At 58.3% G+C, this 6,152-nt stretch carries 5 protein-coding genes; 3 read left to right on the top strand and 2 right to left on the bottom strand.

The features are described from left to right. Window positions 1-459: DUF3015 domain-containing protein (locus tag CJF39_RS20720; RefSeq protein WP_249275405.1), on the bottom strand; the 459-nt coding region annotated here is incomplete at its 3' end. A gap of 272 nt (window positions 460-731) precedes the next feature. Here CJF39_RS20720 and CJF39_RS20715 point away from each other — a divergent pair. After that, window positions 732-3,170: a Lon protease family protein gene (locus CJF39_RS20715; protein ID WP_094995114.1), complete on the top strand. Its 2,439-nt coding sequence runs from the start codon at window positions 732-734 to the stop codon at window positions 3,168-3,170. Between the two features lie 161 nt (window positions 3,171-3,331). After that, on the top strand, window positions 3,332-3,649 hold the full coding sequence (locus CJF39_RS20710) for a hypothetical protein (RefSeq protein WP_094995113.1): 318 nt from the start codon (window positions 3,332-3,334) through the stop codon (window positions 3,647-3,649). Between the two features lie 9 nt (window positions 3,650-3,658). Here the strand turns inward: CJF39_RS20710 and CJF39_RS20705 are convergent, their stop codons facing one another. Then, window positions 3,659-5,491: a hypothetical protein gene (locus tag CJF39_RS20705; protein ID WP_094995112.1), complete on the bottom strand. Its 1,833-nt coding sequence runs from the start codon at window positions 5,489-5,491 to the stop codon at window positions 3,659-3,661. A 142-nt stretch (window positions 5,492-5,633) separates the two neighbouring features. On the opposite strand from CJF39_RS20705, the gene CJF39_RS20700 reads away from it, so the two are divergent. Then, a complete protein-coding gene (locus CJF39_RS20700) occupies window positions 5,634-6,122 on the top strand; it encodes a TIGR00645 family protein (protein ID WP_047273583.1) in 489 nt (162 codons plus the stop codon). The last annotated feature ends 30 nt before the right edge of the window (window positions 6,123-6,152 follow it).

Genomic DNA, 6,152 nt, shown 5'->3' with positions numbered 1-6,152 from the left:
TTTTGAGCAAATAGCGCTGCGTGCCGTGCAAATTACGACTTGCCGCCGCCGCGCAGCAAGTTGATCGGAGCATCCCTGGAAGTGTTCGTGGGTGACAGCAGCAAAATGCTCGCGGTCTTCAGGGGCTACACCCAATACCACCGCGTAGGTGGTCAGTGCTTCGCCGTTGCCTTTAGCCATGTCTTCGGACAGCTCGTTCATCATGCCATTCATGGCAATCCACGATTTGCCGCCGTAAGTCAGCGCGTCTTTGGTGGTGCAACCGTTGGTGCCGGATGTCATGCCGAAGGTAGCGTTGCCGGAAGTGCCGTTGGTGGTAGACGCCAGGAAGTGGGCCGGTGTGCCGCGCTGGCCTTCAAACAACATGTTGCCCCAACCGCAGTTTGGGCCACCGGGTGCCTGAGCCATGGCATTGAGGGAAACAACAGTGAAGAGAGTACCGAGAAGAATCCGTTTCATAGCTTTGTTCTCTATGTGTGTGCAACCAATGGACAAGGGTGTCTGGCCCTGAAGCGCCAGTACGGGCCAGTTATGACTTCCAGCCGCGTAACACCTTGGAGTCTAGGCACGTTCTGCAGGTTCCGTCTTTTTTTGTAAAACAATCATTGATCAAGCGCAGTTTTATCCCGCAAATGCAGGCCCTCCGGAATTCACGCATCGTGCGCCTTGCCAGTGGCGTACAGCCAGCGCCAGAATGCTGCCATCTGCCCCGCCCGATGTAAGGAAGCCCGATGCCTGATCCTGTTGCTGCCAGCTTGCGTTTAGCGCCTGATGCGCTGACCCGTCCGTTTTCCGCTGAACAGTTCAGCTTCTCTACCACCAATGATCTGGAGCCTTTTCGCGGCATTCTCGGCCAGGAACGTGCGGTCGAAGCCTTGCAGTTTGGCGTGGCCATGCCGCGTCCGGGTTACAACGTCTTTGTGATGGGTGAGCCCGGCACCGGGCGTTTTTCATTCGTCAAACGCTACCTCAAGGCCGAAGGCAAGCGCCTGAAGTCCCCCAGCGACTGGGTATACGTCAACAACTTCGATGACCCGCGCGAGCCACGGGCGCTGGAGTTGCCGGCCAGCGGCGCCGGGGCGTTCATCGCTGACATCAATGGGTTGATTGATAACCTGCTGGCGACGTTCCCGGCGGTGTTCGAACACCCGACTTATCAACAGCGCAAAAGCGCCATCGACCGGGGCTTTAACCAGCGCTATGACCGTGCGCTGGATGTGATCGAACGGCTGGCGCTGGAAAAAGGCGTGGCGCTGTACCGCGACAGCAGTAATGTCGCCTTCACGCCAATGAGCGATGGTAAGGCGCTGGATGAAGCCGAGTTTTCACAGTTGCCGGAAGAGGAGCGTGAGCGTTTTCACGAAGATATTTCGCAGCTCGAAGAGCGTCTCAATGAAGAGCTGGCGAGCCTGCCGCAATGGAAGCGTGAGTCCAATAACCAGCTGCGCCACCTGAACGAAGAAACCATCACCCTGGCGCTGCAACCGTTGCTGGCGCCTTTGTCGCAGAAGTACGCCGAGAACGGCGCGGTGTGTGGTTATTTGCAGGCCATGCAGGTGTACCTGCTCAAAACCGTGGTCGAGCAGTTGGTTGATGACAGCAAGACCGATGCCCAGGCGCGCAAGCTGCTGGAAGAGCAGTACCTGCCGAGCCTGGTTGTCGGTCAGCCCATGAGTGGCGGCGCCCCGGTGGTGTTTGAGCCGCACCCGACCTATGACAACTTGTTCGGCCGTATCGAATACAGCACCGATCAGGGCGCGCTGTACACCACGTACCGTCAGTTGCGACCGGGTGCGCTGCATCGCGCCAATGGTGGTTTCTTGATCCTGGAGGCCGAGAAGATGCTTAGCGAGCCGTTTGTGTGGGATGCGCTCAAGCGCGCCCTGCAATCGCGCAAGCTGAAAATGGAGTCGCCGCTGGGCGAGATGGGCCGTCTGGCGACCGTCACCCTGAGCCCGCAAGTGATCCCGTTGCAGGTCAAGGTCATTATCATTGGCGCCCGTCAGCTGTATTACACGCTGCAAGACCTCGACCCGGACTTCCAGGAGATGTTCCGGGTGCTGGTGGACTTCGATGAAGACATCCCGATGGTCGACGAAAGCCTTGAGCAGTTCGCACAGCTGCTGACCACGCGCACGTCTGAAGAAGGCATGGCGCCTCTCACCGCCGACGCAGTGGCGCGACTGGCCACGTATAGCGCGCGGTTGGCGGAGCATCAGGGGCGGTTGTCGGCACGCATCGGTGATCTGTTCCAGTTGGTCAGCGAGGCGGATTTCATTCGTCATTTGGCCAACGATGAGATGACCGACGCCGGGCACATCGAACGTGCGCTCAAGGCCAAGGCTACCCGGACCGGTCGCGTATCGGCGCGGATTCTCGATGACATGCTGGCGGGTATCATCCTGATCGACACCGATGGCGCTGCTGTCGGTAAATGCAACGGCCTGACTGTACTGGAAGTGGGGGATTCAGCGTTCGGCGTGCCGGCGCGGATTTCGGCCACGGTGTACCCGGGTGGCAGCGGAATCGTCGACATTGAGCGCGAAGTTAACCTCGGGCAGCCGATTCACTCCAAGGGGGTGATGATCTTGACCGGGTATCTGGGCAGCCGTTATGCACAGGAGTTTCCGTTGGCGATCTCGGCCAGTATCGCGCTGGAGCAGTCTTACGGGTACGTGGACGGCGACAGTGCGTCACTGGGCGAGGCATGCACGTTGATTTCTGCGTTGTCCAAAACGCCGCTCAAGCAGTGTTTTGCAATTACTGGTTCGATCAACCAATTCGGTGAAGTGCAAGCGGTGGGCGGGGTCAACGAGAAGATTGAAGGCTTCTTCCGTCTGTGTGAGGCCCGTGGGCTGACCGGCGAGCAGGGCGCGATCATTCCCCAGGCCAACGTGGCCACCTTGATGCTCGACGAGAAAGTGCTGCAGGCCGTGCGCGAGGGCAAATTCCACGTGTACGCGGTGCGTCAGGCGGACGAAGCCCTGAGTTTGCTGGTAGGTGAGCCTGCGGGTGAGCCGGATGCCGAAGGCCAGTTCCCGGAAGGCAGCGTGAATGCGCGGGTGGTCGAACGCCTGCGGGTGATTGCGGAAATGATCAGCGATGAGGATCTCAAGGAGGCTGAAAAAGAACTGATCGCCGAAACCCTGGCGGCTAAAAAAACCGTCTAGAGCCCTCTGCGGTGGTTACGCGTTTTACCCTCCGTTGGTCACGGCGCCTTTGCGGGCGCCGTTTTTCTTCTATTCTCAGCTCAAGGACCTCCACTGTCGTCACTGGAACGATGCAGCCCGTTGTGTGCGGCTGAATACAGGAACCACCGAGGGTCGCCGCCATGTCGCGCAACCTTTGTCTTACCCGCCAATGCCTGGGACTGGTCACGCGTATTGAATGCAGCGTACGCCCCCTTGCAGGGGGCACCGGTATGTGGACGTTATTGTTTGCTGCCGGTCTGGCGGGCGAGCAGCCCACCACGATTAAGTCCCAAGGCCCGTTTCCCGGCCCGTTTGCGGCTGAAACCATTCTTGAATCCATCGTCGAAAGCTTGACGCTGCATGGCTATGAGCTAGCGGACGATCCGCAGATCTGGTGCCTGCATGTGCAGGCCCAGTTGCGGCAAATCAACGGAGCGCGCTGTCACGCGTCTCGTTGATGGCAGGGTTCAATGGGGCGGACTGACGTCGGGCACCTTGTCGAGCTTGACCTCAAAGCCATACTCCACAGGCGTCAGGTCAGTGCGGGCATAGCTTTCCAGTTGGGTCGGCTGGCCATAGAAGTAATGCACGTCAAATAGCGCAGGGCCTTCTGCTTCCGCGCTGTGGCTGACGGCCAGCACTTCTTTCAGGTAGTTGCCGGTGTCGTCCTTGGCGTAGAAGCGCCATGCATCCGACGGGAAGGCCTTTTGATCGACTATGAGTGCGTTGCCCTTGAGCTCCAGCCCTGTGGGCAGGTGCTCAATGCTCAGCGTCTGTTTGTCTACGGCGGCGATGTACATCGGCATTGAGCCAATGGCATAGGCCGGGGTTTCCGGGAACAAGTTCAGGTCGTAGGTGATAACGCCGGTATGCGGGTCCACATCGAACGCTTCTTCTGGCAGCTCCAGCGGCTCGCTGCGTTTGCCATTGTCGTCTTCAGCGAAGAACGTGACCGGGGCATCGGAGGCGTCGGGCAGCGTGCCGACCAACTCGTCATTGAAGGTCGGCGGGTGGCTGAACTCCAGCGTCGCTGCGCTGGCGTCGTCAATGGACTGGGTGATGATCACGGTCTTTATGAAGTGCTCAGGGTCGAGGTTGGCGTTTTTCAGGTACGCGGGCGCCTGGTCGTCGTACACCACGACCGAGAGCGGCAGGGGCTGAACCTCCTTGCTGGTCATGTTTTTATCGAGCCGTCGCACGGGCAGGTCGAGGGCTTTGCGGGTCACCGTGGCGCTGGAGAAGTCCATGACGCTGATGTCCAGCGCGTCGACGTTGCCGTTGAAGTAAACCTTGCTGTAGTGATTCGGGTGTTGTTGCTCAAAGGCTTTCTCTTCGTCTGCCAACTGCCGTTCGAACGCTTCGCTCCAGGCGGTCTGCTTGAGCATCTCGGCCAGTTGTTGCTGGTAAAACGCCAGTTGCTCGGCATTTTCGTTGATCGAGCCTGCGCGCGAGAGAAATTGGCCTGATTGATCGCGGGCCTGGATGATCAAGGGGTTCAGTTCAGTGTCGCCCACGGCCTTGGCGGGCGCGGCGCTGTTGCGAATCTCGACTTCAGCGAAGTTGTTGCCCAGCGCCAACAGGGTCACGCTGATGGTGCCATCGGTCCGTGTCTGGCCCACGTCTTTGCCGTTGAGCTTGAAATGTACGACCTTGCCCGGCGCAATGACTTCTACCTTGCCATGCAGCATCACCGGTTGCGGCTGCTGGACGTTTTCGGTTTCAACCCCGTCGATGTAAGGGTAGGTGACGGTCAGGTCGTCCGGGTTGCTCAGGTTGGCGCTGGAGGGGCTCAACTGAATGCCGGGATCGGTTTCGGACCACTCGGGCTGGAACGGCACGTCTTGCTTATTGCTCAAGGTGACGGATTGCCATTCCAGTGCGTGGGGGAAAGGGAATTCTGAGGCGCTGTTGATCGGGAAGGGGAACACGGGCTCCAGGTCCGTCAGGTAGTCTGAACTGGCATTTTTGCGCAGGACAAACAGGCCGTTGATGTAAGTGTCCGTCAGTGCCTGAATGCTGGGGTAGTGATTGAGCAGCGCCAGATCGTCGGTGGTGTATTCGGTTTCAACCGGTTTGTCTTGCAGTTTGAGCCGCGCGCGCTCCAACAGCAGCAGCGACCCGCCGAGGTCCGCTACGGCATCTTTCAGTTGTTGGTCTTTGATGGTGTCGAGGTTCTGTTCGAATTGGGCGGTTCTTTCTTCCAGGCTGGCGAGCGGGTGTTGGTCATCCGGTGAGCAGCCTCCCGTGGCGAGCAGCACCAATGAGAGTCCGAGACCAGCCAAGGGGAATCGCAGATCCATTCTTCAGGTTTCCTGTCCGTAAACGATGCCGAGTAGGTGGACACTAGCAGAAAAAGTTTTTACAGACTGTGTCCGGGGCTTTATCTCTGGTGAATTCCCGCTGATATACTCGCGCCCATTTTTTTACTTCCTGTGAGTTTCAATGGAACGCTTTATCGAAAATGCAATGTACGCCTCGCGCTGGATTCTGGCGCCGATCTATTTTGGTTTGTCGCTTGGCCTGCTGGCGCTGGCGTTGAAATTCTTCCAGGAAGTGTTTCACGTAATCCCGAACGTGTTTGCGCTATCTGAGTCGGACTTGATCCTGGTCATTCTGTCGCTGATCGACATGGCGCTGGTGGGCGGTCTGCTGGTCATGGTCATGATTTCGGGTTATGAGAATTTCGTCTCGCAACTGGATATCGACGAGCACAAAGAGAAGCTCAGCTGGTTGGGCACGATGGACTCCACGTCGCTGAAAATGAAAGTCGCGGCATCGATTGTGGCGATCTCTTCGATCCACTTGCTGCGGGTGTTTATGGACGCGCGCAACATCGAGCCCCAGTACCTGATGTGGTACGTGATTATCCACATGACATTTGTGATCTCGGCGTTTGCTATGGGGTATCTGGACAAGATCACCAAGCACTGAGGTCAGGCGGGCCATTAGCGCCTACATAAC

The sequence above is a fragment of the Pseudomonas lundensis genome (assembly GCF_002269125.1).
Classification (GTDB): Bacteria; Pseudomonadota; Gammaproteobacteria; order Pseudomonadales; family Pseudomonadaceae; genus Aquipseudomonas; species Aquipseudomonas lundensis_A.
The sequence above is the reverse complement of the archived record's forward strand: the minus strand, read 5'-3'. Positions and strand labels throughout refer to the sequence as shown.

Bases quoted from the DNA above. Each gene is read 5' to 3' on its own strand.
- CJF39_RS20715 (WP_094995114.1), top strand. From the start codon at position 732: ATGCCTGATCCTGTTGCTGCCAGCTTGCGTTTAGCGCCTGATGCGCTG.
- CJF39_RS20700 (WP_047273583.1), top strand. From the start codon at position 5,634: ATGGAACGCTTTATCGAAAATGCAATGTACGCCTCGCGCTGGATTCTG.
- CJF39_RS20710 (WP_094995113.1), top strand. From the start codon at position 3,332: ATGTCGCGCAACCTTTGTCTTACCCGCCAATGCCTGGGACTGGTCACG.
- CJF39_RS20705 (WP_094995112.1), bottom strand. From the start codon at position 5,491: ATGGATCTGCGATTCCCCTTGGCTGGTCTCGGACTCTCATTGGTGCTG.